We start from the raw sequence: 24,987 nt of genomic DNA, 5'->3' as shown, positions 1-24,987 counted from the left end.
CGTCCGGCTTTGGTGAGGAAGCCTTGGCGGGCGAGGCGGCTGTCGGTGACGTTCATGTCCGGGTCGTCGGCGGGCAGGCCGAGTAGCCGTGCGGTGCACGATCTGCTGATAGGCGGTGCCTTGGTCGTGAGGACCGAACCGAGATCGGATATTCGGCGTTCTGCCCGCCCCATGAGGACACAAGATGGTGCGCATGACTTTGGCCACCCCCATGCTGCACACCGCTCGCCTGCGGCTGCGTCCCTTCACCGACGCCGACGCGGACCGCCTCTTCGCACTGCACGGCAACACCTACGTAATGCGCTACTGGGACTCCCCGCCGTGGGACGAACGGGCTCGCGCCGAGCGCTTCATCGCGATGTGCCGGAAGATGGCGGACGAAGACACCGGGGTGCGGGTGGCCATCGACCGTGCTTCTGACGGGGCCTTCGTCGGCTGGTGCGGTCTGACCAGATGGAACCCGGACCACCGCAGCGCGTCGTTGGGCTACGTCCTCGGCGAAGCGATGTGGGGCCACGGCTTCGCGACGGAGGCCGCGCACGCCTTGCTGCAGTGGGCATTCGACAGCCTGGACCTGAATCGAGTTCAGGCCGAGACCGATACGCGCAACGTGGCATCCGCCCGGGTCCTGGAGAAGATCGGATTCATGCGTGAAGGGACGTTGCGGGAGGACTGCGTCGTGAACGGCGAGGTATCCGACTCGTGGGTGTTCGGGTTGATCAGGCGAGAGTGGCGGCCGGCGGCCGTGCCGATTCCAGCCCACGAGGAGCGGCTTTAATTCCGTTTCTGGTGGCGGCCGCGTCCAGGTTAACGCCTGATCGGGGTGGGTGTTGAAGGCATTCAGGATGGCCTGGTGGGCGGTGGCCGACTCGGACGGTTCGGATTCGGCCCCGGTCGGTGCGAGTTCCGCGATGACCTTCCGAGTCGTGGCGAGTTCCGCTCGTGTCTTGCGCCGGAGATCCGTCGTTAGTTTGTGTATGCCCGCTTCTGCGGGTGTGCCGGTGCCTCGTCGTGGTCCGAAGTTGGAACCGTTGTTGTTGTCGCCCGATGAGCGTGTGGTGTTGGAGCATTGGGCCCGCAGGGCGTCATCTGCGCAGGCAGTGGCGGGCCCGCATGGTGTTGGCATGCGACGGTGCTGATGTGCCGTTGTTGTGGTGGCACGGGAGTTACGGGTCGCGGCGGACACGGTCCGCAAGTAGCGGCGCCGGTTTCTGGCGGCCCGTCCGGACGGGCTGGTGGACGAGCCCCGGCCGGGCCGGCCACCCACCATCAGCGTGGACCAGGTGGAGGCGGTCATGGTCAGCACGCTGGAGGAGATCCCTGCACGCCCCGCACCATGACGGCTACTGCCAGGGCCAGTTGCCACCCGGTCGCCACCAATCGATCGGGTAGGCCGCCTGCGCTTCGCGCGCCCGTGAGGACCGCTTCGGTGGGACGAGGTTCCGGCGGTAGGGACGTCCCACGCCATGTCGGAAAAGTCCGCCCGGGGCGGGAGGGCCGGGTGTGTTCTGGTACCGGCCCTCCCGTGGGTGTGAGCGTTACTTCGGGCAGGTGTCCTGGGTGACCTTGCCGCCCGAGGCGGAGGCGGTGGCTGGGTCCATCGACAGGCACAGGCCCGTCCAGTTGTTGATGAACATGTAGGCCCCCTTGGTTCCGACCTTGGTCGGGATGATGTTCCACATCTGGCTGCCCGAGAACCAGCGGGTCTCGCAGCCCCACCAGAACAGCTGAGTCCCGGCCGACGGCGGGGTGCCGTTGTTGTAAGGGACGGTCAGGCACATGCCGTTGCCGGCCTTGATCCAGTAGTAGCCCTTGCTGTCAAAGGACGAGGGGAGCTCGGCTGCCCACTGGTGGCTGCTGGGCGCCGTCGACTGGCACACGTGCTGGGTCACCAAGCCGCCGGTCTTGGAGCTGTCGAACTCAGGTCCGCGCACCATGCACCGGTTGTACTCGGTGTTGACGTAGGTCTTGTCGGAGTTGACCACCCAGATCGCCCGATTGCCGGACGTGGTCGGTGGGGTGCCGCCCCAAGCCCAGTTCTGGCTGGGGGTGTCCCGGTTGTCGGCGGAGCCGCAAGCCCAGGCTGCCACCGTGCTGCCGTTGGCGGTCTGGCCGTTCAGGTCGTTCATGCAGATGTCCTTGGACCGGTCGTCTTGGTCCGTCATGTGCCGCAAACTGCCGCTGGGCGACATGTGCCAGCGTTGACCGGGGATTTCCTCGCAGTCCCAGATCTGAAGCTTGGTCCCGTTCGTGTTGTTGTTGCCCTCCAGGTCGAGGCACTTGCCGTTGGCCGCCTGGAGCTTGTAACCGTTGTAGGTCCACTTCTGTGAGGCGCCGCCGTTGCACTCCCACATCTGCACGGGGGTGCCGTTCGCGGTGCCGTTGCCGGTGACGTCCAGGCAGGCGTGGTAGCCGGGGCTGCTCGCGTCGGGGGTCAGGCTGCCGGTCGTGGTGGCGTAGCCGGACCGCGCGGGGAAGTGGAGGGTGCGCACGTCGCCGTCGCATTCGTAGGGCCTCGAAGTGTTCGCCCGACAGGTCCACGGCTCCTCTTTGACGGTGTCGCTGTCGTTGCCGGTGAACGCCCAGTTCATGAAGCCGCCGTCACCCCGGTTGCGGAAGGTCGAGTCCCCCTGGAAGACCCAGATCTGGAAGATGTCATAGCCGGAGGGGTCCTTTTGGTCCTTGTCCAGGAAATGTTTGAGCTTGTAGGTGGTGTCGAGCAACACCCCCGTCATGTCAGCCGTGTGCTCGTTCACAAAGAACTCGGAGTCAAACAGGTCGGTGCCCACGGTCTTGAACACCATGACGTTGAAGCCCGGAAACTCCGCGCTCAAGTTCGTCGCGGTGTTCTGGGTGAACGCCGCGTTGTCCAGCTTGTTGATGTCGGCGGCCGCTCGCTCGGCTTTGATCATGTCGAAGGCGGAGCTGATCAACGAGCTCATGCAGTTGCCGCCGGCCGGCACGGATGGGGTTCCGCAGGTCTTGTCCACGGGGGCGGTTGACGCCGGCGCAGCCTGGGCTTGGGCAGCCAGGCCGGAGACTACTACGACGGCTGCGGCGACCCCGCAGGCCAGGGCACGTCTCAGGCGGGACAGGGCTTCCATGTAAGAAACATCTTTCTTCTCGACCAAGGAGGGACGATAGGCCCCTGAATCCCCCATCTCGCGACTCCTTACGACATCCATACGGCAAGGCCGAGAGGCCTGACGCCCTTTCGCGTGCTACCCCGGTCCGGTGAGCCTTGCGGACCAAGACGTTGTTTCCTGAGCAATCGTCAATACCTGTGGACCGACGGTTGTCTGACGGACGTCCAGTCCGCGGAGGAAATCGACGTGCGTGGGAGCTCGGGCGCTGTCAAGCTGCGCCGGTGAATCGTGAACAGATCTCCAGGCTCGCCCATGCCAACCACCCGATCCAGTCTCCACTCGACGACGACTCGGTGCGACAACTGCTGGAACATGGCGCCCCATGTGGCGACGAGCGGGTACTCGACCTGGGCTGCGGCGGCGGGGAATGGCTTCTGCGCGCCCTGACCGCGCACCCGCAACTGCACGCCGAGGGGGTCGACATCTCCGAGGACGCCCTTCGACAGGCGCGCGAGGCCGCGAGCCGGCTGGGCGTCCAAACGCGCCTGGCACTGCACCGCCAGGAGGCCGCGGACTTCCGTTCCACGGACTCATTCGACCTGGTACTCAGCGTCGGGGCCACGCATGCCCTCGGCGGCCTGCTGCCCACCCTCGCGGCGGCACGTAGGCACTTGGCTCCGGGCGGACGTGTCCTGATCGGTGACGGCTTCTGGGAACGTGAGCCGTCACAGGAGGCCATCGAGATGCTCGGGGACTTCACCGACCTGGCGACCACCCTGGACCGCGTCGTCGCCGACGGGTGGACTCCCGTCCACGGGCATGTCAGCACGCGTCGTGAACTGGACGACTACGAGTGGGCCTGCTGGGGATCGCTGGCCTCATGGGCCCTGGACCACCCTGCCGACCCGGACAGCTCGCAGGTGCTTGAGACAGCCGCGGTCCGCCGCACCGAATGGTTGCGCGTCTACCGCGACACGTGGGGCTTCGTCGGTCTGGTCCTTCGTCAGACATCCGACTGACCCTGGACAAGCCCCAGCGCCCAGCCCCGTCGATGGATCGCGTCGGTACTCCCGCGCCCTGTGTCCTGCGGCTCCCTCCGCGCGCCAGGCTGGGCCGACTTGGGGGTCGCGTGGAGCACGTTGGCCGTTTCGTGAACCCAGCGCCGTTGATGGCGGGCCTCGGGGAACACCTCGGCCAGCCAAGGCCTTCCAGAAGCCCAGTGCTGGGCGCCCGTCCCCCGCCGGGCACAGTCACGCAGCAAGTCGCCCCAGGACTCGGCTGATTCCCGGTAGCCGTCGGCCATCGCGATCAGCTCCTTGGTGCCGTCCGCACTCACGCCCATGACGACCAGCACGCAGGACTTCGCCTCTGACAGGCGGATCCGCAGGTGGATGCCGTCGGCTGGTCCCCCGTTCGTGTTCACCTGCTCGCCGAAGCCGGCCTCCCCGCATAGGCGGGGATGTCCCGGAGACGCGATGCCACCCACCAGGTGTCCGAGCTGCTCCCCACACCCCTGGCGCGACCCGTGGGCCCACCGCGAACATCGCTTTGCGCCTGGGCCTCGGTCCGTTATCACCCGTCGAGTGGCGCGTGGGGTCAGATCACGCGGAGCGCCGGAACGGCTTCGACCTACGACACCGCAACGCCCGTCGGCTGTCTCTCCGGTGTCTCGCTCGGTCGGGTGCCAGTGATCGTGGACCGGCCCGCGTCACCCCCGGTTGTCGAGTTTCTCGTAGAAGGACAGGAGGCCGTCCGCGAGCCTGTCGGGGGCTTCCATCGCCGCATAGTGGCCGATCCCGTCGAGTGAGAGGGTGCTGACGTCCTCGGCGACCTGGCGCAGGGTCGCCGGGGTGAACTCTCCCGATCTGCCGCCGACAGCGAGCACGGGCGTGGTGAGTTTCCGGGATGCCAGTTCGCGGATTTCGTCGCCTTCGCGGAGCATCGATCGGTACAGTCCGGCCGCGCCGTTGAACGCGTCGGGTCGCGCGTAGGAGCGGGCGAGTTCGTCGATATCGTCGTCGGTGAACGCGTCAGGGGTCACGCAGAGCGACGGGATCGCGTACTGCGCGAGGAACGCCCGTTCTCGTCCGGCGAGCAGCATGTCGGGGATGCCGGGGGCGGCGAGCACGCCGATGTGCCAGGCGCCGCCATGGGCGACGTCCGCGAGCCTTTCGACACCGAACCCGGGCAGTCCGGTCTCGATCGCCGCATAGCTTCGCACGAGGTCGGGTCGTGTGGCGGTGACACGGAACGTGGTGGGGCCGCTGATGTCCTGGCCCGTGAGATGGACGGGGCCCACGTCGAGCCGCGCAATCAGTTCACACAGATCCTGGGCCGCGGTCACACTGTCGTGCGCTGTGGTCGCGGTGGCGGAGTCACCGAAGCCGCGAAGGTCGGGGGCGAATACGCGATGGTGCTCGCTGAGCAGGGGGATCAGCTTGCGGAAGACCCACCAGGTCTCGGGGAAGCCGTGGACCAGCATGACGGGAGAGCCGCTGGTCCCGGCCGATATGTAGTGCAGTTCGGTCCCGTTCAGGCTGACTTGGTGGTGCTCGACACCCGGGATGGTGGCGCCGCCGGCAAAGGGTTCCATCATGCTCCTGGACTCGATCGACAACATAGTTGTCAATCTATAGGTCGACAACATGGTTGTCGACCTCGTTTCTCGTATGCTTCGTCGCATGGCACGATCACCGGGCGCTGAACTCGCGCTGCTGCTTCTCGGCGGCTTCCAGTCGATGGTGGACGACGTGCACGGTGAACTGGCGCGTCGCGGGCACCCGGGCGTGCGCGCATCGCATGAGTTCGCCCTGCGCGCCATCGACGAGGGAGCGGACACGGCCTCGGAGCTCGGCCGTCGGCTCTCGGTCTCCAAACAGGGTGCCGCCAGGACGATTGCCGCACTGGAGAAGCTCGGATACGTCGAGCGGGAGGACGACCCGAGCGACGGCCGCCTCAAGCGGCTGCGGGTCACCGGCCGGGGCCACGACATGATGACGCTCGGCGCCTCACTCTTCGACGACGTGCGCGAGCGCTGGGGAGCGCATATGGGGCTCGAGCAACTCGAGTCCCTTGAAACACACCTGGCCCGGTTTGTCGCAGGTCGGCCGTCGAGCGTTGACGCCGCGGCACGGCTGAATGAGGATCTCGGCGAGGTCACCTGAGGACGCCGATCGCTGGACGGAACCGTCCGACCCGAGGTGACAGCTGTCGGCAGGATTCGAACGGTTCGCGGACACCGACGACGGTTGCTCGTGCGAGAGAAGTGCAGGTCGGCCCGGCTGTCGGAGAAGAACTGTTCCGCAGTCGGGTTGTCGGTTGGGAAGGGTCGCCGTTCCGGCCATGTTTGTTGCACCTGCCCGGAATCGGGAGGATCGTGATTGATGGGCAGGGGCGTAGCCGGGAAGTGACCACAGCCTGACAGGGCCCCAGGCAGAGAGCAGCGAAGCATCACCAAGCCTTCTGCCGATCCAGCGACGTTCTTCTGGAGGGCGTACTCGATGAGGCCGTACAGCCTGCCGGAATCGATTGAAGCGTGCCTGTTCGACCTGGACGGTGTCATCACGAAGACGGCCGTCATACACGCGGCTGCCTGGAAGGAGACGTTCGACGACTTCCTCCTCCGGCACGACGGATCCGGCTTCACGCCGTTCGACGTCACCGAGGACTATGACGAGTACGTGGACGGAAGGCCACGCACGGACGGTGTGCGCAGCTTCCTCGCCTCGCGCGGCATCAAGCTTCCCGAGGGCTCCCCGGACGACGAGGGCGACACGGTGCGGGGTCTAGGGAATCGCAAGAACGATCTATTGCTGGAGAAGATCAGCGCGACGGGCGTCGAATCGTACCCGGGCACCATGCGCTACATCCAAACAGTCCGGCAGCACGGCTTGAAGACAGGTGTCGTGTCCTCCAGCGCGAATTGCCGCGAGATCCTGGTGTCGGTCGGGGCCGAGGCGCTGTTCGACGTTCGCATCGACGGGCTGGTGGCCGCGGAGCGCGGGCTTCCCGGCAAACCGCATCCCGATACGTTCCTGGCCGCCGCCCATGACCTCGGTGTCACAGCTCGGGTGTCGGCTGTCTTCGAGGACGCACTGGCCGGAATGGACGCCGGTCGGTCGGGTCACTTCGGCTACGTCGTCGGGGTCGACCGGGTCGGCCAGGCGGATGCCCTGCTCGCCCACGGCGCTGACATCGTCGTGCAGGACCTCGCCGAGCTGGAGCACCAGCAATGATCACGGACAGTTGTTTCGCCGTCGATCCCTGGGCCCTGAAAGAAACATTTCTCAACTTGGATCTACTGCCGCAGAGCGAATCGGTCTTCGCGCTCTCCAACGGTCATGTCGGCTGGCGCGGAAACCTTGACGAGGGCGATCCTCATGGTCTGCCCGGCTCCTACCTCAACGGCTTCCACGAGTTGCACCCTTTGCCCTACGCGGAAGGAGGATACGGCTACCCCGAGTCCGGCCAGACCGCCATCAATGTCACCAACGGCAAAATTCTGCGGCTGCTGGTCGACGACGAGCCCTTCGACGTGCGCTACGGCAGGCTCGGCAGCCACGAGCGGGTGCTGGATCTGCGTGCCGGTCTGCTCCACCGCAGTTGTACGTGGACCTCGCCGGCGGGCCGCACGGTGCGGGTGCGCTCCACGCGGATGGTCTCCTTCACGCAGCGCTCCACCGCCGCGATCGCCTACGAAGTCGAAGCGGTCGACACCCCGGTACGCGTCGTGGTGCAGTCCGAACTCGTCGCCAACGAACAGCTTCCGTCAGTCGCGGGCGATCCCCGCACCGCTGCGGTCCTGGAGTCGCCACTCGACGCGGAGGAGAACCATGCGGTGGGGAACCGTCTCCTGCTGATGCACTGCACGCGCAACAGCAATCTGCGGGTCGCGGCCGCGGCCGAGCACACCGTACAGGGGCCTGGGCAGACGGAGACCAGTAGCGAGAGCAGCGACGACGTCGCGCGCCTGACGGTCACGTCGCTGCTGATCCCGGGCGAGAAGCTGAGGATCGACAAACTGGTCGCCTATGGCTGGTCACGCATCCGTTCCTTGCCCGCCGTACAGGACCAGGTGCAAGCCGCGCTCGCAGCCGCCGGCAGCACCGGCTGGCAAGGGTTGGTGGATGAACAACGGCACTACCTGGACGAGTTCTGGGCACGCTCCGATGTCGAAGTCGACGGAGACGAGGAAGTCCAGCAGGCCGTGCGGTTCGGACTGTTCCACGTGCTGCAAGCCGGCGCCCGCGCCGAACAGCGGGCCATCCCCGCCAAGGGGTTGACCGGCACCGGTTACGACGGCCACTCATTCTGGGACACCGAGACCTTCGTCCTGCCGCTGCTTACCTACACCTGGCCCGGTGCCGTCGCCGAGGCGCTGCGCTGGCGGCAGAGCACTCTGCCGGCTGCACGGGACCGGGCGAGGCAGCTGGGACTGCGCGGAGCGACATTTCCTTGGCGGACCATCGATGGTTCGGAGTGCACCGCCTACTGGCCGGCCGGCACAGCCGCCTTCCACGTCAACGCCGATATCGCGGACGCCGTCATCCGCTACGTCTCCGCCTCCGGCGACCAGGACTTCGAGCGGACCAGTGGGTTGGAGCTCCTCGTGGAGACGGCCCGGCTGTGGATGTCGCTGGGCCATCACGACCACCGCGGCATCTTCCACATCGACGGCGTGACCGGGCCGGACGAGTACAGCGCGGTCACCGACGACAATGCCTATACCAATCTCATGGCCGCCAGGAACATGCGCGGAGCGGCCGACAGCGCCGAACGTCACCGCGACGAGGCAGCGGCTCTCGGCGTGGACGACGAGGAAGCGGCGACCTGGCGCGACGCCGCACAGGCCATGCACCTGCCCTATAACGACGAACTGCAGGTGCATGAGCAGCATGCGGGGTTCACTGGCCACCAGCTGTGGGATTTCGCCGCGACCCGACCCGACCAGTATCCCTTGCTGCTGCACTTCCCCTACTTCGACATCTACCGCAAGCAGGTGGTGAAGCAGGCGGACTTGGTGCTGGCCATGTACATGTGCGGCCAGTACTTCGACGCCGACCAAAAGGCCCGCAATTTCGCCTACTACGAACCGCTGACGGTCCGCGACTCGTCACTGTCCGCGTGCTGCCAGGCCGTCATGGCAGCGGAGGTCTGCCATGAACGACTTGCCTACGACTATGTCGTCGAGGCCGCACTGATGGACCTGGACGACCTGGAGAACAACACTCGGGACGGGCTGCACATCGCCTCACTGGCCGGAACCTGGATGGCCCTGGTTTGCGGCTTCGGGGGCATGCGCCATAACGGCGACACACTGTCGTTCATGCCCCGACTGCCTGAAAAACTCAGTCGGCTCACCTTCCACATGGGGATCTGGGGCCGCCGCCTGCGGGTGGAGATCAAGACAGGAATCGCCACCTACACCCTGCTGGCCGGCTCAACGATGACGGTTCGGCATCACGACGAAGCACTCACCCTCACGGTCGGCTCTCCTGTGAGCCGCCCCGTCCCCGGCTCAACCTTGCGCCCGGCCCCCGAACAACCGCAGGGCCGCCGCCCCGGTCAGCTCCGGCTGCAACACGGGAAGCAGTGACAGTCGGGGACGAGCGCGCGCACCGTGACCCGCCGCATCGCGGCGATCGCCTCCGGACTCGGCCTCGACACGCGCTTCCAAGCGGGCAGAGGCGGCCAAGAGGGGCTGGATCCAGGGCCCGGGCGTTGTTCACGTCCGCGTTCACGTCGGTGTGCGTCGACGTGGACGATCACCCCCGGGTTCTCCGATCGGCAGCCCGCACTCGCGCTGAGCGAAACGTGCGGTCACGGTCTTGCCGTGCCGCTGGCACATCATGCTCCAGTCGTCAGCGAGAGTGTGTGGTCGAGGGACGAAAGCCCAGGGTGAAGCTCCTCCCGTGCCGGCGTATCAGCACTGGGGTGGGGTGACGGGTGGTGCCGGTGGCTCCGGTCGGTGGGCCTCCCAGTCCGCGCGGCCGCCTGCTCCCAGGACGCCTGTGGTGCGGCGCAGTTCCGCGGCGGAAAGGCTCGCGAGGGATCGGCGCGCGATGCGAGAAACGAGCAGCGGCAGCACAGGACGCAGGGGCTGGACGAGGCGCAACCACGGTGGCGCGTAGACGCTGGTGGCGCGGTGTTCGATACCGCGGGTCAGCCAGGCGGCGACCTGTTCGGGGCTGTGGACGCGGCGGACGGGTGCGGGCTGGTGGGAGCGCAGGGCACGCAGTACGGGATGGTCGTCGCGGGCGTCGATCATGTCGGTGCCGGTCCAGTGAAGGTAGGCGATGCCCACGCCGACGCCCTCGGGGCGCAGTTCGGTGCGCAGGGCCTGGGCGAAGGATTCCGCTCCTGCTTTGGAGGCACAGTAGGCGCTCATCAGGGGCGACGAGCCGAAGGAGGCGGTGGAGGCGATCTGGAGGAAGTAGCCGCGGGTGCGGAGGAGTTGGGGGAGGAAGACGCGGGCTGTGTTCGCGCTGCCGATGAGGTTGACGTCGATGACCCGGTTGAACAGGGCTGCGTCGCTGGCGGCGAAGGGGCCCGCGGTGGCGATCCCGGCGTTCGCCACGACCACCGATGCCGGCCCTAGCCGAGTTTGGACATCCCGTGCCGCTCCCCGCATGGCGGCTTCGTCGGTGACGTCCACCTCGAAGCAGCATGTGTCGGTGGGCAGACTGTCCGCCACGCGCCGCAGTGACTCCAGCTCTCGTCCCAGCAGCGCCACCCGCAGTCCGCGCCGTGCGAGGTTGCGGCTCGTTGCTTCTCCCACCCCTCGCGCTGCCCCGGTGACTACTGCCACCCGCCCGTTCGGTCGGCTCTGCATCGCTGCTGCCTCCTGACGGATGCGCGGCCCCTCGCTCCGGCCAGTCGATCACGCCCTCGCTTCCTCCACCTCCCACAAGCACCCCACCGGGTGAGCCGGAACCGCGCGAAGGGCTGGCCCATCCATGTGCCACACCAGAGGTCGTGCCACGGTTCCGAGACACATCGTGCCTCGCGAGTTCTGGGCGACGGCGTCGAGGGGATCGGGACGTAGTTGCCGCGCGGTCCCTCGGAGTCCGAACCCGTCGGCTTCCCCCGTCGGCGTCCCCCGACGGCGCAGCCGGTGTCGACGCGTGGGCGGAGTACCCGAGTCACACGCGTTGCCCCTTGCGGTCGCGGTGGGTGAGGCGGCTTTGCAGGGAGGAGAGTGCGCCGGTGCGATGCCGGCGCAGGGCCGCTCTCGCGGCGTTGGCTCCGGGCGCGCCGTGGACGCCTCCGCCCGGGTGCGCGGAGGCGGAGGCGAGGTAGAGGCCGGGGACGGGGGTCTCCGCTCGGCCGGAGCCGGGGACGGGACGGAAGACCAGCTGTTGGTGCAGGGCTGTGGTGCCGCCGTTGATGGCGCCACCGTGAAGGTTGGCGTCCAAGCCCTCCAGCGTGGGCGGGGCGAGGATGCGCCGCGCTCGGATGAGCCCGCGGAATCCGGGGGCATAGCGTTCGACCTGAGCCTCGACGCGGTCGGCCATCGCCTCCTGCTCGCGGGTGTCCCATGAACCGTTCAGTCCCTCGTCCCCGGCGTCCCCCCGTACCCGATGCGGCACGTGCGTGTAAGCCCAGGCGGACTCGGTGCCCCGGGGAGAGCGGCTGGGGTCGGTCGTGGTCATCTGACCGAAGAGGGCGAAGGGCTCGTCGGGGATGAGGCCCATCGCGATCTGCGCGGCGAATCGGGTGAGACCGTCCACGCCCTCCGCGAGATGGACGGTTCCGGCCCGCGAAGCCTCCGGGCAGGTCCAGGGCACCGGGCCGTTCAGCGCCCAGTCAACTTTGAACGTGGCGAAGTCCCACTGGAAGCGCTTCAGGTCGGCGAGCAGCCGCCCGGGGAGGTGCCGTTCGGCCACCAGAGAGCCGTACAGCGCCGGCGCGGACACGTCGGCCAGCACTGCCCTGCGGGCCGGGACCGCCTCGCCGCTCCTGGTGCGGACGCCGACGGCCCGCCCTCCGTGCACGACGACCTCGGTGACCTGTTCCCCGCAGTGGACGGCGCCGCCGCGGCGCGCCAGGCGGCGGACGAGAGCGGCGGTGAGCGCCCCGGAGCCTCCGGTGGGAACGGGAAACCCGTAGGTCTGGCCGAGCATGGACATGAGCCAGCCAAAGCCGCCGCTGCCCGCTGCCTCCGGCGAGAGGTCCGCGTGCAGGGCACTGCCCGCGAGCAGGAGCCTGCCGCCCTCGCCGCGGAATTCCTCCTCGCCCAGCCGCCGCACCGGCAGCACCATCGTCCTGGCCAGCCGTAGCCCGCCGGCGGCGCGCAGCCGCCACGCCAGCCGGGCTCCGGCGCGGAGCGGGGGGAAGGGCGTGAACAAGGCATCGAGGATGTCCGGCCGCAGCGTCTCCCATACCTCCCGCAGCTCCTTCCACGCCGCTCCGTCTCCGGGGGCGAACGTCTCCAGGCTCGCGGCGGTCTCCTCCGGATCACGGCTGAGAACCGCGCAGCGACCGTCCTGCAAGGGGTGGGCCAAGACCTTAGGGGCATGGCTCCAACCCAGGCCCTCCCGCTCCAGATTCAGGGCGGCGAGGACCGGGGACGCGGCGGCGAGAGGATAGAAGGCGCTGAAGAGGTCGCTGGCAAAGTCCGGGTCGACCCCGCGGTCGTGCCGGACCGCTCCTCCGGGCTCGTCCTGGGCCTCCAGGACCTCCACGCTCCAGCCCGCGTCGGCCAGGAGGTTCGCGGCGATCAGCCCATTGGGACCCGCACCGATCACTACGGCGTCCGGCATGAATCGCTCCCGGCTTGATGGGTGGCGCCGCCCCTGTAGGCGGCCGTCTCCAGCTCGGTACCGGCTCAGGTCCTGCGTGGACGCAGTCGCTCAGGGGTGGCGTCGGCCGGGTCCTCGTCCCCCTCGCACAGCCGGGCAAGGCGTCCCAGCATCGCGCGGTTTCGCACCTGTTGCGCCACCTCCAGGAGGCCGTTGTGCAGAGCGCCTCCCGCGCCACGCAACGGGTGTTCGTCGAAAATGATCAGGGTGTGTTCACCCCAGGGCCGCAGTTCCATCGCGATCCTCGCGGTCCCCAGTGGCCCGCTGTCCGCCTCCAGTTCGAGGACGGTGGGCGGTTCGCTGCGGCGCACGACAGTCCGATTGTGGAGGCTGATCGGCCCGAACTTGATCTCGTAGCGGAGGGCAGCCCCCAGTTCGGGCCATTGTCCCTCGTCCGGCTCGGCCCGTGAGGTGCCGACGACCCAGTCCGCGTAGCGTGCGGCGTCGGACAGAACCTCCCAGACCTCCCTGGGGGATTTCCTGATCAGACGGTGGCGTACGGCCATTGTGTTCCTCCGCCGCTCAAGTGTCGTGTCACTCCGCGCGCGTTCACACGCGAGGCTGGCTGGGGTGCCCGCTCCCGCGCTGGGACGGCAGCCATGCCCGATCTTCAATCGGCCGCTGAGCGCATCCCGCCATGAACCGGCTCTTCTTCCCCAGCCCCAGCAGTGCCACCCGGGCGCCGCGGCGCTGAGGGTAGGGCGTCCGACGGTTCGCCAGACTGTCTCGTGGGGGGTCAGATCATGGGGTCGAGGCCCTCCGGCGCGCCGCCCTGCTGCTCGCTCTGCTTCCGCAACTTACGGGCTTTGGCCTGCAGCTGCTCGCGCTCCTGGGGGTCCGAGGCGCTCTGGGCAGCATCTTCCAGCTTCTGGGCCTTCTGACGCATTTGCTGGGCAGAGTCACGGGAAGGATCTGCGGCGCTCATGGATACTCCTTCATGGACGAGGAGAGCGGGTCTCACCAGCAAAGCAGCCCCCTCAGGTCCGCGCATTCTGGAATGCGGGAGGACGTTCCGGAGACCTCCGGTCCGCGTGCGGCAGGCGGAAGAAAGTCATCCGGGCTCACCTGGACCGGGTAGATCGGCGGGGCCATCAACGACAAACGAGGCGACGCTCGCCGCCTGAACGCCTTCGACAAGCAAGCTCGGAGGGCGCGAAGACCGCTCTTCCGTCCGCTGCAGCAATTCGCCGCCCGCCCGTGAGTCACGAGGCCCGGGATACGAGTGCCTGATACTCGAGTTCGGACAGGTCCGTGGCCGGCACGTAGACCTGGACACCGTCGAGGAGATTCTGGAGTGCGCGGTAGCCGGAGGAGTGCGCGATCTTCTCCTCGGCCGTCGTCCGCGCCGGGCACCAGGCGATCAGCACGATCTTTTCCTGCCGGGCGCCGTCCGCCGATGCGAAGAGCAGGTTGTGGACAGCGTAACGAGGCTCATCGGCCTGGAAGGCCTTCAGCAGTTCGTCGTGCGTGAGGTTCCCCTTGAAGTCGAAGAGGACGGTCTCCAGCGTGTCACTGAGCCGGTAGATCACCGTGTTGATGTCCCGCCTGCCCTTCAACTCCTGAAAGGCGCTGATACAACTCTCGTCCACTACGACATTTCCGCTCACGACGAGTCCTTCTGATAACGGGGAGAGCAGGCCTAACGTCTCAACGAACCGGCTCCCCGGAGGTTCTGGGCCGCTCGCCCTGAGCACCTGTTCTGCTCCGCGAGACCACCGGGAGACCGTTCGCGCAGGCGGCCTGCGGTGTGTACGGGGCGCCGGTCTGTGCGGGCGATGCGGTGGCCGGCCGCTGACGGTCGAACCGCGAGTTCGCGGTCTTCGCCGGTGGACAGGGGAGCGAAGACGCCCACCCGCAGGTAGGCCGCCGCGGACACGGCCAGGTTCGCTCCGTGAACATGTGGGTACTCCCACGCCTTCTCCACCCCGCTGAACTGAGCGTAGAGAAGTGGTTGACGTCGTGCAGGCTTTCAAGGAGGGCGTCAGCTGTGCTGGAGGTAAGGCGGATGGTGCCCAGGACGGCGTCGTAGCCCCGTTACTGTAATTACCCGGCCGACTCCGTGAGAGACGTAGAAGATCGGGTACCCGCCCCTTATGTCTCCCCACTTTCTCGCGGCCTCGGTCTCCTCGTCGTTGTTTTTGATCATCGCTGGCCTGGTGCTGGTCACACTACTGATCGGTGCGTTCTGGTACGGCAGCAGACGCAACGCTCGCGAATCGAGCTCCAGAGTTCGCGCGGCAGGTCAGAGCTCACCGGCGGCGACACGTCGGGGCTCCTGGCAGACACCGGACGGGGAAACCGACGAGCCGCCCCAGCATTGATATGACGTCCGCCCGCTCCGCGTCCCGCACGCGCAGAAAGGGCTGAACCCGAGCCCCCATTCACCGTTCGATCCGATGTTCTCCGCCAAGCTCCGCGCTGCGGACACACGACATTGCGGAGGCCCCGGTGCCCAGTACAGCAGTGGCCCAAGGAGTACTTCCACGGTTGCTGGCGCTGCCCGGTGTATACCGGCCCCAAGCCGACACCCACCTGCTCGCCCGCGCCCTGGCAAGGGAAGACCTCCGCCCGACCACGAGGGTTTTGGACATCGGCACCGGCTCGGGAGCCATTGCGCTGCGCGCGGCAAGCAGAGGAGCAAAAGTCACAGCCGTGGACACGTCGTGGCGTGCGGTGGCCACCACGCGCCTCAACGCCCTGCACCGGCGCCTGCCCCTACGGGTCCTGCACGGCGATTTCACGGCCCGCACGACGGGCCAGCGATTCGACCTCGTCCTCGCCAACCCCCCTTACGTTCCGTCGCCCAGTAACCGGTTGCCCGTCAGCGGCCCGGAGCTCGCGTGGGACGCCGGCCGCAACGGCCGGGTGGTCATCGACCGGATCTGCGCAAACGTCCCGGTCCTCCTGCACCACGGCGGGCTCCTGCTCATGGTGCACTCCGCGATGTGCAACCCCGACCACACGCTGAAACAATTGGCAGAGTCGGGCCTGATCGCGCACATCACTCAGAGGGAGTACGTGCCCTGGGGACCGGTACTGCGCTCACGACGCGCCTGGCTCCAAAAGCAGGGGCTCGCCGCCTTCGGCGAAGAGCGGGAGGAACTGGTGATCATCCGTGCCCAAGCACTCTGACACGGCCCCCGCCGGGAGAACGACCTGCCGTGCTCGCCGGGTGAGTGTCGACCCCCTGGGGCCTGTCCTGGTCGAAGGACCGGTGGAGATCGTCCTGGATGACGGCACGGTCGCCCGCTCGGAACGTTTCATGGTCGCGATCTGCACTTGCCGCCGCAGCCGGACCTATCCCTGGTGCGACACCAGCCATCGACCCCGCGAGAAGACCGCCGGCGTCCCCACCCCCCATGAACGCTCCCAACAGGCCCATGACGGCAACGACGGACGCGCGACCAGGCCTGCTCCGGATGACAGGAACTCCCCATGACCACGCCCGGCATCACCACCTCCTCGCCTGCCGTCGGCGCGCGACTGGTCGGGGGCCGGGGAGACCTGTCAGGGACGGTCGTGGCGTCCTTGCGGACGGGCCTGCCTCTCGCGTATGAACCGGAAGCGGTAAGCGACCTCGACCCCTTGGGCGAGGACCTCCAGCTCGCCCTGCACCTGCTGTACGAGCTCCACTACCGGGGGTTCGAAGGCGTCGCCGACGACCGGGAATGGGATCCGGAGCTGCTGTGCCTGCGCCAAGGCCTGGAGGCCCGGTTTCTGAGGGCCCTGCGATCCGCCCTGGCCCACGCGCCACGGACCGTCGAGGAGACCTTCGCACCACTGCTCGTCGAACCCGTGGATCTCACCGGCAGCCTCAGCCACTGGCTCGAGACGTCCGGCGAACTCTGGCACCTACGCGAGTACGCCGCACTGCGTTCGCTCTACCACCTCAAGGAAGCCGATCCGCACGCCTGGGTCATCCCCCGCCTGACCGGCCGGGCCAAGGCCGCGATGGTCGCCATCGAGTACGACGAGTTCGGCGCCGGCCGCGCCGACCGCATCCACGCCCACCTCTATGCCGACCTCATGAACGACCTCGGCCTCGATCCCGCCTACGGCCGCTACCTCGACCAGGCACCCGCACCTCTCCTCGCCACCGTCAACCTGATGTCGCTGTTCGGCCTCCACCGGGCGCTGCGCGGCGCGCTCGTCGGCCACTTCGCCTGCGTCGAGGTCACCTCCTCCCCCGGCTCCCGCCGCCTCGCCAGAGCAATGCGCAGGTGCGGGGTCGGTCCCGCGGCCGAGCACTTCTACGCCGAGCACGTCGAGGCCGACGCCGTCCACGAACAGGTCGTACGCCACGAAGTCATCGGAGGCCTCCTGGCCGACGAACCGGAACTCGAAGAGGACATCGCCTTCGGCTGCGCGGCGACCCTCCTGCTGGAGGACCGGCTCGCCGCCCACATCAAGACCGCATGGACGCAGGAACTGTCCGCCCTGCGTACGCCTCTGCCGGGGAACTGACCCGCCCCTGTCCGGCCCACGTCCCCGGCGTCGCCTGTACGACCGATCAACCGACCTGGGAGACGAGGCAGTCGTAACGATGGTTCACGACGCGAAAAGGTGCGGTCAGTGCACGCAGGCCTGGTCCGTCTCGAAGGGGATGAGACGGACCAGGCCTGCGTCCAAAATGCCATATATCGCCACCTCGCGCCTGGTTCCTTGGCGGAAAGGTCGTACGGGCGCGGTGAACGCAAGTCAGCCCGAGACCGGCACGCTGAGCCCAGGCATCCCTTCGGAGGTCTTGGGCTGCACCGATGTGCGCGGCCTGAGGGCACGGGAAATTCATGACTTCGCCTCCCGCACCGATGGCCGCATTGGTGTGGCCGTACAAGAAGAAGGTCCGTCGCATGTCGCAGATCGAAAAGTCCATCGAGGTGGACGTCTCACTCCGCATCGCCTACACCCAGTGGACGCGGTTCGACACGTTCCCCCTCTTCCTGGACGGCGTGGAGGAGATCACCTATGTCAGCGACGTCCTCACCCGCTGGAAGACGAGGATCGACGGTGTTGAACGGGAATTCGATGCCGAGATCACCGAACAGATCCCTGACGAGCGCGTCGCCTGGAAAACCGTCGGCCAACCGAACTGGGCTGCGGTCGTCACTTTCGAGCACCTTGATGACGCAAAGACCAAGATCACTCTTCAGCGGATCTACACTCCCCAGGGCCTCACCGAGAAGCTCGGCGACAGGCTCGGCCATGTCAAGCGTCGGGCCTCCGGGGACCTCAAGAACTTCAAGCAATACATCGAAAGCCGCAGCGCCCAATCTGGCTACTGACAGGACGCCGTGACGCGCGTACCGGACTAGACTTGTTGTTTCTGCAGCCGTTGTGGCGTCGCTCCTGCCACGAGGGACGTCACCAGAGAGATCTCCGCGGAGGTACCCGGATGAGCGCCGGAGAGAGAGCTAAAGCAAAAGCCGAACAATCCCTTGGAAAGACTGTACGGAAGGCTGCCCACGCGGTTCACAGAGAGACCCTCGCCGCAAAAGGCGCTGCTCTCGAAGCGCGAGGCATGATGCGCGGCGCAAAAGAACAGACCAAGCGATCCGCCAAGGGGTGAAGTGGGTGTGACCTCGTGGTGGCCTGGCGGCGCCTCGGACAGCGGCGCCGGATGAACCGAGGGGGCGCGCTGTGGCCACGGACCCGTGGCTGTGTTTGCGGGAGACTTTTCACGGGGACTCGCCGATCAGGGGTCAAAGCTCCCCCGTCGGAGGAAAAAATGATCGTCCTCGGAGTTATCCTGCTCATCGTTGGACTCCTGGCAGGCATCGGAATCCTCTGGACCATCGGGGTCATCCTGGTGATCATCGGAGTGGTGCTGTGGATTCTGGGTTCCGTCGGGCACGCGGTGGGCGGCAGGCGCCACTATTGGTGATTTTCTGGAAGGACCTGAGAGGCGCACGGCGCCTCTCAGGTCGCGTCTACGGCCTCGCATTTCTCGCGCAGGCGCGTGCCCTCTTCGTGCGGCGCCGCGCCGTCTGCGCTCGGCTCTAACTTCGCGGCAGCAGAGTCCCGAGCGGCCCCAGGTCCAGATTGAGATCCTCCGGTCGCAATCCGTGTTGCTCACACAGTTCCGTCATTCGCTGATCGAGCAGCATCAGGGTGGTTCCGATCTCATCGACCTGAGTGTCGCTGAGGTCGCCCTGCTCGACACGGCGGATCGCCTGTCGTTCCATCAACTGCCTGAGGAGCTCGACCACGGTGAGTACCAGGGAGACCAGGTCACGCCCTATTTTCTCCGAGTCGAGGTCGAGTCGGGACTCGGTCACAGTGGACCTCCGTCACCCCAGGGGGCCGGAACACGTTCGTTGACGGATGACAACAGAGCGTGAAGTGACAGGCGAACCAGCGGGACGTCCGCGATGGCGATGACAAGATCGCCGCTGATGACCACTCCGGTGGCCAGTAGACGGTCCAGCAGGTCTACGAGAGGCACTCCGATGGGGCCGCTCAGTGGTCCGGAGTTGTCCCAGGGCACCACCTCGTGGGTCATGGACCTACACCTCGCCGACGAAGGAATAGGGCACCCACGGCCCTGACAGCTCGATCTGCAGCCCGGTCCGTTCACTCAACGAGATTGTCAGCCCGGCAAGTTCGTCGGCACGGTGATCAGCTACCAAGTATGTCGCGTTGAGGATCTGAGTCCGGGGGTCTCCCGAGAGTTGAGCCCCATGCGGGCGCAACCTACGGGAGGCGGCGGCGAGAAGACCCACTTCGGAATCCACTGACTCGGCGGCCTGCAGCGCTTCCTGCAGCTTCCGTTCGCGACGCTCCTGCACTCCCCGTTTGCGGTCCAGGTAGGCGAGGCCGGCTCCTGGTGCCGGGCGGTGCCGGCCGCTCGGCGCGGCGCTGTGGATCGATTCGTCCGGCGGGCTCGATGGCGCGTACACCTTTACGCCCCATTCAGCATGGTGCGCGATGCGCTCGAGCGCGGCGTGAAAGCGGTCCACCTCCTTGGTAAGCGCGTCCCGCGCCCTCTGTTCACCGTGGTACACCGTGGCCATCGGCACAGGAACGGTAGGACAGCAGGCGGCGGCCGCGGTGACGACATCGTGGTGGGCCCGTGCGTAGCGTTCCACTTCCCGCTGGTCGGACAGGCGAGCCTGCCAGGCCTCGTCGGTGAAGTCGCCGGCTCGGACGGTCTGGACGATCGCCGTCAGTCTCTCCAGCGGCAGTATGGTCACGGGCGCCTCGTCAGTGACACCTGGCAGCCCGAGGAAGGCTGACGGATCCGGTTTCCAGCACACAGCGAACACGTAGGTGGCGTTGGCGTCCGAACGCTCAGACCCGCGCTCCGTCATATTCCTCGGTTCTCCTTGGTCCTCGCTGGATGGGGTGGGAGGGTCGGTGCGGGATCACTACTCGGGCAGTTCATCCGGCGTCTTGGATTCGAGCTCCTCCAGACGCTCCCGCAACGCACGGTTCTCGTCCCTCAGAGCGTTGCGCGAAGCGCGTGAGCTGAGAGCCGGGTCGTTCTCCCACCAGTCGATCCCGGCTTTCTTCGCGGTATCCACGGAGGCCACGAACAGGCGGATTCTGATGGTGAGCAGCTCGATGTCGAGGAGGTCGACCTTGATGTCCCCGGCGATCACGATCCCCTTGTCGAGGACGCGTTCGAGGATGTCGGCAAGATTGGTGGTCTGAGGGCCGGAGACGGGAGGGGAACTCTGCCTGAAGTCGACGTCAGTCACGGCGCCGCCTCTGCCGAGGCTTCCTGGACGCGCCCTCGTCCTCGTCGGCGTCCTCCTCGGCATCCTCCGCTTCGTCCTCGTATCCGTCTTCGGCCTCCTCGTCCTCCGCTCCCTCTTCCTCCTCGTCCTCGGGCTCGTCCTCGTCCTCGTAGGCACCTTCGGCTTCGTCCTCGTACGCGGAGTCGGCGCCTTCCTCGGAGCCTTCTTCTTCGTCACCCTCGGGTTCCTCGTTCTCGGACTCCTCCTGCTCGGCCTCTTCCTCTTCGACGGCGTCCTCGTGCGACACGACGACTTCGCCGTCACGGATTTCGCCGCGCCAGCCTTCGGGCTCCTCATTGGTGAGCGTGACGTATCGCTGGAAGTTCTTGAAGTCCAGTCGCATACGGCGCCCTTGGGCCCGCCACAGGTTGCCGGTCTTCTCGAAGAACCCTGAGGGGTAGTACTCCACGACCAGCACGATGCGTGTCAGGGTGGGTGCCAGTTCATGGAAGCTGACCGCGCCACGAGTGGTGCCCTTGGCTCCCTCGGAGGTCCAGACGATGCGGTCGTCGGGAATCTGTTCCTGAACAGTCGCCTTGAAACTGCGCGAAGAAGGGCCGACCTTGACCTTCCAGTCGCTCCCGACCTCATCACTCTTCGAGACGTCGCGAACGCCCTTCGCGAAGCTGCTGAATTGGTCGTACTGAGTCCAGTAGTCGTAAGCGTCGCGCAGGGGCACTCCCACATCGAGGGTCTCGATGATGTTCATGACCTTGCCCCCGCTTGACTTACGTTTCCCCTTTCCCCCGCCGAAGGCTTCCTTCACCTTCCCCACGACGTTGTCCTTGACGCCCTTGGCCTTTTCCGAGACGAAGGCCTTCAGCGGAGAGTCGCCTTGCAGAATGCGGGAGCCGATGGCGGGAAGCGAGCCGGACTCGGCTGACTCGGAAAGCTGACCGGTGACGTCCGTCAGTTTTTCGCCCGCCTTCTCGGCAAGGTGTTCCACCTGCGCGGAGAGGAACTTGGTCAGCTCTCCGCGGAGCTGGTCCACGCCCGAAGTTTCCCCTGCGGATTGGTCTTTCTCCGTCTTGGCCATGACTGCCTACCTCCGACGATCGGCGCGCTTGGATGCTGCTCGCTTCGATGACGTCGTCTTCCTGGCCGCGGTCTTCTTGGCCGGAGCTGACTTCTTCGCCGCCGCCTTCTTCGCCGGAGCTGACTTCTTCGCGGGCGCGGACTTCTTCGCCGCCGCCTTCTTCGCCGGAGCTGACTTCTTCGCGGGCGCGGACTTCTTCGCCGCCGCCTTCTTCGCCGGAGCTGACTTCTTCGGCGCAGGCTTGGCCGACCGGCTCCTCTCCGCGCGGGCGGGAGCGGCCTTCTTGGAAGTCGCCGGCGGGGAGGTCCTGCGGGATCGCCGCGGGCTGGGGCGCCGTCGCTGAGGTCGCGCCACTTCAGGTTCTTCTTCCGGCTCTTCTTCCTCTTCCTCCTCCCCCTCTTCTTCGTACTCGGCCTCCGGCTCTTCTTCCTCCTCTTCTTCCTCCTCGTCCTCGCCGTCCTCGTACTCGGCCTCCGGCTCGTCCTCTTCCTCGTACTCCGCGTCTTCCTCTTCCGGCTCGTACTCCTCCTCGTCCTCCTCGTCCTCACCCGCGATCTCGCCGAGCCGGGCCGTGCGGTCGCTGATGGCGCCGGCGAGCGTGCTCATCCCCCGGTCGGCGGCAGCAGCCACTGCCTTGCGTCCCGCTTCGAGTACTTCTCCGCGCAGTTGCTCCTGCAGTTCGGCGAACTGAGGGATCTCCCCCAGCCTCCGCATCCCCTCGGCCGCGAGCTGGCGAGGTTCAAGCCCGAATCGCCGGCCCGCCAGGTAGGTCGCAATGGACAGAGCCAGGCGGCCCTTCTTCGTTCGCCCCAGCACATAGCCGCCCACTACAGCGGCCGCGAGCGTCACTTTTTCCTTCTCATCCATGAGCGTGTCCCCTTCGATCATGCGGTGCGGGAGCGACCCGTGTGGCGTATAGCCGATCGAGCAGTCGTTCCTCTTCTCGTTCGAACTCCTCCAAGGTGATGTCGCCGTCTTCGAACTCCCGGTTCAGCAGGGCCAACTGGGCACGGAGCACTCCGGGGTCGTGCAACTCACGCTCAGCCGCGTCGTTGAGTTTTTCCGCCACCCAGACGACGCCGCGGACCGGGGCGATGGGGAGAGTGAGAATGCCGGTGATCAGCCCCATGTCAGACTCCGGCGGTCCGAACACGGATGCTTTCGACGGAGACGAAGCTGTAGCAGGGCAGTGGGCCCGCGAGACGCAACTCAACGCGTTCGCGGCGGGATTCGGCAAACTTCTCCGCCGCGCTCATGAAGTCGTCGCTGTCACCGCGACCGACGAGGAACGACACGTTGAGAACGCACCCTTGGACGTCCGGCCCCGGGGCCATGGCGCGTGCCCTGGACGTGAGTTCGCGCAGTACTCGCCGGCCAGCTTCGGCGGCCCTGCTCTCCAGTGCGGTCGCGACGGCTTCGCCCAGTCGGACGTTGGCTTCGTACCCCGGCCTTCGACGAGCCTCGTCCCGCAGTCGCCGGACGTTCTTGTCCTCCGTGATGAGGCTACCGAGCGCGTTCTGTGCCGGGAGCGCCTTGACGTTGATCTCCACGCCGTCCGCGAGATGTTCCAGTACAACCAGGTGGTCCGCCTCCTGGGCTGCCAGCTGACCGCGCACCGTCTCCTCGTCCGGCGCCACCATCCCGAATCGCATCGGCAGGACCGGACCTTGGCCCGAAAGGCGGAGCAGAAGCTCCTGGTGAGCCAGAAGATCGCGTCGCCTGGCTCGGAGGTTCGCAGGAGCGTCACTGACCACGGCGGCGATCCCGCCCTGCCGGATCACGCGCAGCTGGGCTGCGGGGCTTCCCACACCGTTCGCGTCCGCCGGCAACAGGCTTCCGGCCCGCGTGATCGCGTACACGTACACCCCATCGCCTGTCATGGCTCAGGCCCTCACCGGTCGTCGACTCGAACCGCTACGGGTAGGAGCACGCCGCTTCCTCGGCCGCTCCTGCTGCTCTTCCTCGTCCTCGTCCTCGTCATGCTCGTCGGAGTCGTCGCTGCGGCCTCCGACTGCCTTGCGTACGGTGTCACCCACGCTCTCGGCGGCCTTGCGGACCTTGCGTTTGCCGATGGACTTGGCGGCGCTGCCGCTGAGCAGTTCGGGAACCGTGGTGCTGCCGGAGTCCCGTTCCAGGTCGAGCCGGTTGCAGGCCTCAGCGAACCGCAGATAGGTGTCCACACTCGCGATGACGATGCGCGCGTCGATCTTGAGGATCTCGATGCCGACCAGGGAGACCCGAACGAAGACGTCGATCACCATGCCCCGATCGAGAATGAGTTCCAGCACGTCGTACAACGTGCCGGCGCGCGGCGGGCACGCCACTACCTCATCGGAGTAGGTGGTCGCAGGCATGGGGTGTCCTTCCGGTTGTCGGCAGACCTGGGTCACTCATCGGCGGATCCGCGCCGATATCGACGGACCCTGCTGTACTCCAAGAGCTCGCCGTCCTGGTCGATCTGCACCTCGTACGAAGCGAGAAGGCTTGTCGTGTCCGGAATCCGGGGCAGCTCAAGGACGTCCACGACGACACACCAGCCGTCATCGACGCGCTTCACCGCTGACACACCCTCCGTGGGATGGCCGATCAACCCCTCCAGGCTCTGGCAGGCAGCCCGCGCTGCTTGGCCTGCACCCCTCACAGGGGGTGGGCGGCGAGCGGCTGTCGTCGAGGCTTTCCCGGCGCGCGGCCGACGTTCTTCTGCCATGTGTACAAGTCTGGCCAATATCGGGCATCGTGCACGTCGAGCAGAGCAGACGAGCGCACGTGACGCTGAGTAATGTTGTCACCTGCGGCCGAAGACGAGACCTGACAGGCTCGGCCGCTATGGCGATTCGGCGGCCGACAAAGGCGTTGCAGGGCACGATCCCCGCTCGGTCCGTTACGGACGTTCGGCTACAAGGATGTTGGGTGGGCGTCGATCACCCTGATGTCGACGGCTGTCACCGCCATGCCCAGGGTTTGGCCGGAGGTGTCCACCACAGACCGGCGCACCAGTCCGGCCGTCTCAGGCAATGGTCGATCCAGACCAACGGTCAGAGTCATGCTCACGTGCACGCCTGTGGACAGATCCGCGCGCGCCAGGCGGCAGCTGGCGGCGGTCACGCCCGGGACCGCGTCCGCCGCGCGCCTCAACGCGGCGGACGCCGCGCGCTCGGTGATCTGCAGCGTGAACGTGGGGTCGTCCAAGGGCAGCAGCGGCCCCAGCCACATCTCGTCACGGACGCAGGCCGTCACGTGATCGATGAGGCGCTGCGTGCTGGGCGGTTCCCGATCCCGCAGGGCCCTCGTCGCATGGTCCATTACCGGGTCGGCGACGGGGTCGCGGG

At 67.0% G+C, this 24,987-nt stretch carries 29 protein-coding genes and 1 pseudogene; 11 read left to right on the top strand and 19 right to left on the bottom strand.

Features of this window, described 5'->3' with window-relative positions; translation table 11 throughout:
- Positions 1–193: 193 nt before the first annotated feature.
- Positions 194–778 (top strand): GNAT family N-acetyltransferase, encoded by a 585-nt coding sequence (locus HEP85_RS40735; protein ID WP_168532294.1) that lies wholly within the window; start codon positions 194–196, stop codon positions 776–778.
- A gap of 760 nt (positions 779–1,538) precedes the next feature.
- Here HEP85_RS40735 and HEP85_RS40730 read toward each other — a convergent pair.
- A complete protein-coding gene (locus HEP85_RS40730; RefSeq protein WP_168532293.1) occupies positions 1,539–3,131 on the bottom strand; it encodes an RICIN domain-containing protein in 1,593 nt (530 codons plus the stop codon).
- Between the two features lie 236 nt (positions 3,132–3,367).
- Here HEP85_RS40730 and HEP85_RS40725 point away from each other — a divergent pair, with 236 nt between their 5' ends.
- Positions 3,368–4,105 carry a cyclopropane-fatty-acyl-phospholipid synthase family protein gene (locus HEP85_RS40725; protein ID WP_168532292.1) on the top strand — a complete coding sequence of 246 codons (738 nt, stop codon included), beginning with the start codon at positions 3,368–3,370 and terminating at the stop codon, positions 4,103–4,105.
- 80 nt (positions 4,106–4,185) lie between these two features.
- Here the strand turns inward: HEP85_RS40725 and HEP85_RS40720 are convergent.
- Positions 4,186–4,485: pseudogene (locus HEP85_RS40720) on the bottom strand (transposase); the annotation flags it as partial.
- 309 nt (positions 4,486–4,794) lie between these two features.
- Positions 4,795–5,682 (bottom strand): alpha/beta fold hydrolase, encoded by an 888-nt coding sequence (locus tag HEP85_RS40715; protein ID WP_248002349.1) that lies wholly within the window; start codon positions 5,680–5,682, stop codon positions 4,795–4,797.
- 85 nt (positions 5,683–5,767) lie between these two features.
- Between HEP85_RS40715 and HEP85_RS40710 the strand changes: the two genes are divergently transcribed.
- The 3 genes from HEP85_RS40710 to HEP85_RS40700 all read left to right on the top strand — a co-directional run bounded on the left by HEP85_RS40710 (position 5,768) and on the right by HEP85_RS40700 (position 9,681).
- Complete coding sequence (locus tag HEP85_RS40710) at positions 5,768–6,250, top strand: MarR family winged helix-turn-helix transcriptional regulator (RefSeq protein WP_248002348.1); 483 nt, start codon at positions 5,768–5,770, stop codon at positions 6,248–6,250.
- A 336-nt stretch (positions 6,251–6,586) separates the two neighbouring features.
- Complete coding sequence (locus HEP85_RS40705) at positions 6,587–7,321, top strand: HAD family phosphatase (RefSeq protein WP_168532291.1); 735 nt, start codon at positions 6,587–6,589, stop codon at positions 7,319–7,321.
- On the top strand, positions 7,318–9,681 hold the full coding sequence (locus HEP85_RS40700) for a glycoside hydrolase family 65 protein (RefSeq protein WP_369658049.1): 2,364 nt from the start codon (positions 7,318–7,320) through the stop codon (positions 9,679–9,681). The genes HEP85_RS40705 and HEP85_RS40700 overlap by 4 nt, the downstream gene beginning before the upstream one ends.
- 327 nt (positions 9,682–10,008) lie before the next feature.
- Here HEP85_RS40700 and HEP85_RS40695 read toward each other — a convergent pair whose 3' ends face one another.
- From HEP85_RS40695 to HEP85_RS40675, 5 genes are all read right to left on the bottom strand, one after another.
- Positions 10,009–10,917, bottom strand: a complete 909-nt coding sequence (locus HEP85_RS40695) for an SDR family oxidoreductase (protein ID WP_168532290.1) — start codon at positions 10,915–10,917, stop codon at positions 10,009–10,011.
- Positions 10,918–11,227: 310 nt separating this feature from the next.
- Entirely contained in the window at positions 11,228–12,847 is a 1,620-nt protein-coding gene (locus tag HEP85_RS40690; RefSeq protein ID WP_369658048.1) for a phytoene desaturase family protein, read from the bottom strand.
- 65 nt (positions 12,848–12,912) lie between these two features.
- Positions 12,913–13,392 carry an SRPBCC family protein gene (locus HEP85_RS40685; protein ID WP_168532288.1) on the bottom strand — a complete coding sequence of 160 codons (480 nt, stop codon included), beginning with the start codon at positions 13,390–13,392 and terminating at the stop codon, positions 12,913–12,915.
- Between the two features lie 230 nt (positions 13,393–13,622).
- Entirely contained in the window at positions 13,623–13,811 is a 189-nt protein-coding gene (locus HEP85_RS40680; RefSeq protein WP_168532287.1) for a DUF6381 family protein, read from the bottom strand.
- A gap of 277 nt (positions 13,812–14,088) precedes the next feature.
- The gene (locus HEP85_RS40675) at positions 14,089–14,493 is read right to left on the bottom strand and encodes an actin depolymerization factor/cofilin-like domain-containing protein (protein WP_168532286.1); all 405 of its coding nucleotides are present in this window, start codon (positions 14,491–14,493) and stop codon (positions 14,089–14,091) included.
- Positions 14,494–14,979: 486 nt separating this feature from the next.
- On the opposite strand from HEP85_RS40675, the gene HEP85_RS40670 reads away from it, so the two are divergent.
- From HEP85_RS40670 to HEP85_RS40645, 6 genes are all read left to right on the top strand, one after another.
- Positions 14,980–15,207, top strand: coding sequence for a DUF6479 family protein (locus HEP85_RS40670; RefSeq protein WP_248002347.1), 228 nt, complete (start codon positions 14,980–14,982; stop codon positions 15,205–15,207).
- Positions 15,208–15,373: 166 nt separating this feature from the next.
- A complete protein-coding gene (locus HEP85_RS40665; protein WP_248002346.1) occupies positions 15,374–16,018 on the top strand; it encodes a HemK2/MTQ2 family protein methyltransferase in 645 nt (214 codons plus the stop codon).
- The gene (locus HEP85_RS40660) at positions 16,002–16,325 is read left to right on the top strand and encodes a CDGSH iron-sulfur domain-containing protein (protein WP_348772478.1); all 324 of its coding nucleotides are present in this window, start codon (positions 16,002–16,004) and stop codon (positions 16,323–16,325) included. Before HEP85_RS40665 ends, HEP85_RS40660 begins: the two co-directional genes overlap by 17 nt.
- Positions 16,322–17,350: an iron-containing redox enzyme family protein gene (locus HEP85_RS40655; protein WP_168532284.1), complete on the top strand. Its 1,029-nt coding sequence runs from the start codon at positions 16,322–16,324 to the stop codon at positions 17,348–17,350. The genes HEP85_RS40660 and HEP85_RS40655 overlap by 4 nt, the downstream gene beginning before the upstream one ends.
- Before the next feature lie 386 nt (positions 17,351–17,736).
- The gene (locus tag HEP85_RS40650) at positions 17,737–18,168 is read left to right on the top strand and encodes an SRPBCC family protein (RefSeq protein ID WP_168532283.1); all 432 of its coding nucleotides are present in this window, start codon (positions 17,737–17,739) and stop codon (positions 18,166–18,168) included.
- A 443-nt stretch (positions 18,169–18,611) separates the two neighbouring features.
- The gene (locus tag HEP85_RS40645; RefSeq protein ID WP_168532282.1) at positions 18,612–18,767 is read left to right on the top strand and encodes a DUF6131 family protein; all 156 of its coding nucleotides are present in this window, start codon (positions 18,612–18,614) and stop codon (positions 18,765–18,767) included.
- 115 nt (positions 18,768–18,882) lie between these two features.
- On the opposite strand, the gene HEP85_RS40640 is transcribed toward HEP85_RS40645, so the two are convergent.
- From HEP85_RS40640 to HEP85_RS40590, 11 genes are all read right to left on the bottom strand, one after another.
- Positions 18,883–19,161, bottom strand: a complete 279-nt coding sequence (locus HEP85_RS40640) for a gas vesicle protein K (protein WP_168532281.1) — start codon at positions 19,159–19,161, stop codon at positions 18,883–18,885.
- Entirely contained in the window at positions 19,158–19,385 is a 228-nt protein-coding gene (locus HEP85_RS40635; protein WP_168532280.1) for a gas vesicle protein, read from the bottom strand. Before HEP85_RS40635 ends, HEP85_RS40640 begins: the two co-directional genes overlap by 4 nt.
- A gap of 4 nt (positions 19,386–19,389) precedes the next feature.
- Positions 19,390–20,193, bottom strand: a complete 804-nt coding sequence (locus HEP85_RS40630; RefSeq protein WP_168532279.1) for a GvpL/GvpF family gas vesicle protein — start codon at positions 20,191–20,193, stop codon at positions 19,390–19,392.
- A gap of 57 nt (positions 20,194–20,250) precedes the next feature.
- Entirely contained in the window at positions 20,251–20,583 is a 333-nt protein-coding gene (gvpJ, locus tag HEP85_RS40625) for a gas vesicle protein GvpJ (protein WP_168532278.1), read from the bottom strand.
- Entirely contained in the window at positions 20,576–21,658 is a 1,083-nt protein-coding gene (locus HEP85_RS40620) for an SRPBCC family protein (protein ID WP_168532277.1), read from the bottom strand. The genes gvpJ (HEP85_RS40625) and HEP85_RS40620 overlap by 8 nt, the downstream gene beginning before the upstream one ends.
- A gap of 6 nt (positions 21,659–21,664) precedes the next feature.
- Positions 21,665–22,525 carry a histone protein gene (locus HEP85_RS40615; protein WP_168532276.1) on the bottom strand — a complete coding sequence of 287 codons (861 nt, stop codon included), beginning with the start codon at positions 22,523–22,525 and terminating at the stop codon, positions 21,665–21,667.
- Positions 22,518–22,787 carry a gas vesicle protein GvpG gene (locus HEP85_RS40610; RefSeq protein ID WP_168532275.1) on the bottom strand — a complete coding sequence of 90 codons (270 nt, stop codon included), beginning with the start codon at positions 22,785–22,787 and terminating at the stop codon, positions 22,518–22,520. Before HEP85_RS40610 ends, HEP85_RS40615 begins: the two co-directional genes overlap by 8 nt.
- 1 nt (position 22,788) lies before the next feature.
- A complete protein-coding gene (locus HEP85_RS40605) occupies positions 22,789–23,538 on the bottom strand; it encodes a GvpL/GvpF family gas vesicle protein (protein ID WP_168532274.1) in 750 nt (249 codons plus the stop codon).
- 3 nt (positions 23,539–23,541) lie between these two features.
- A complete protein-coding gene (gene gvpJ / locus HEP85_RS40600) occupies positions 23,542–24,012 on the bottom strand; it encodes a gas vesicle protein GvpJ (protein ID WP_168532273.1) in 471 nt (156 codons plus the stop codon).
- Positions 24,013–24,044: 32 nt separating this feature from the next.
- The gene (locus HEP85_RS40595; protein WP_168532272.1) at positions 24,045–24,365 is read right to left on the bottom strand and encodes a gas vesicle protein; all 321 of its coding nucleotides are present in this window, start codon (positions 24,363–24,365) and stop codon (positions 24,045–24,047) included.
- 188 nt (positions 24,366–24,553) lie between these two features.
- Entirely contained in the window at positions 24,554–24,961 is a 408-nt protein-coding gene (locus tag HEP85_RS40590) for a hypothetical protein (RefSeq protein ID WP_168532271.1), read from the bottom strand.
- Positions 24,962–24,987 lie beyond the last annotated feature (26 nt).

The sequence above is a fragment of the Streptomyces sp. RPA4-2 genome (genome assembly GCF_012273515.2).
GTDB classification, from domain to species: domain Bacteria; phylum Actinomycetota; class Actinomycetes; order Streptomycetales; family Streptomycetaceae; genus Streptomyces; species Streptomyces kaempferi.
This window is presented reverse-complemented; position numbering and strand designations above follow the sequence as displayed.